This window comes from Bradyrhizobium sp. Mp27, assembly GCF_029953005.1.
Taxonomy (GTDB): domain Bacteria; phylum Pseudomonadota; class Alphaproteobacteria; order Rhizobiales; family Xanthobacteraceae; genus Bradyrhizobium; species Bradyrhizobium barranii.
Genome location: NZ_JASAUS010000817.1, coordinates 1 through 221, shown reverse-complemented (window position 1 = coordinate 221; position 221 = coordinate 1). Strand labels below are relative to the sequence as shown.

At 61.1% G+C, this 221-nt stretch carries 1 pseudogene; it reads left to right on the top strand.

Annotated elements, in window-relative coordinates:
* Positions 1–221 (top strand): annotated as a pseudogene (locus QJT78_RS52770) (IS21 family transposase); the annotation flags it as partial.

Sequence of the window (221 nt, the reverse complement as noted above, 5' to 3'; positions counted from 1 at the left end):
CAGTTCGACTGGAGCCACGAGGTCGTCCTGCTGAGCGGCACCACGGTGATGGTGAAGGCTGCTCATGTCCGGCTCTGTCACAGCCGCATGCTGTTCGTGCGGGCCTATCCGGAGATGGTGTTCGACGCCCACGACCGGGCATTCGCCTTGTTCAAAGGCACCTGCACCCGCGGCATCTACGACAACATGAAGACCGCGGTGGAGACGATCTTTGTCGGTAA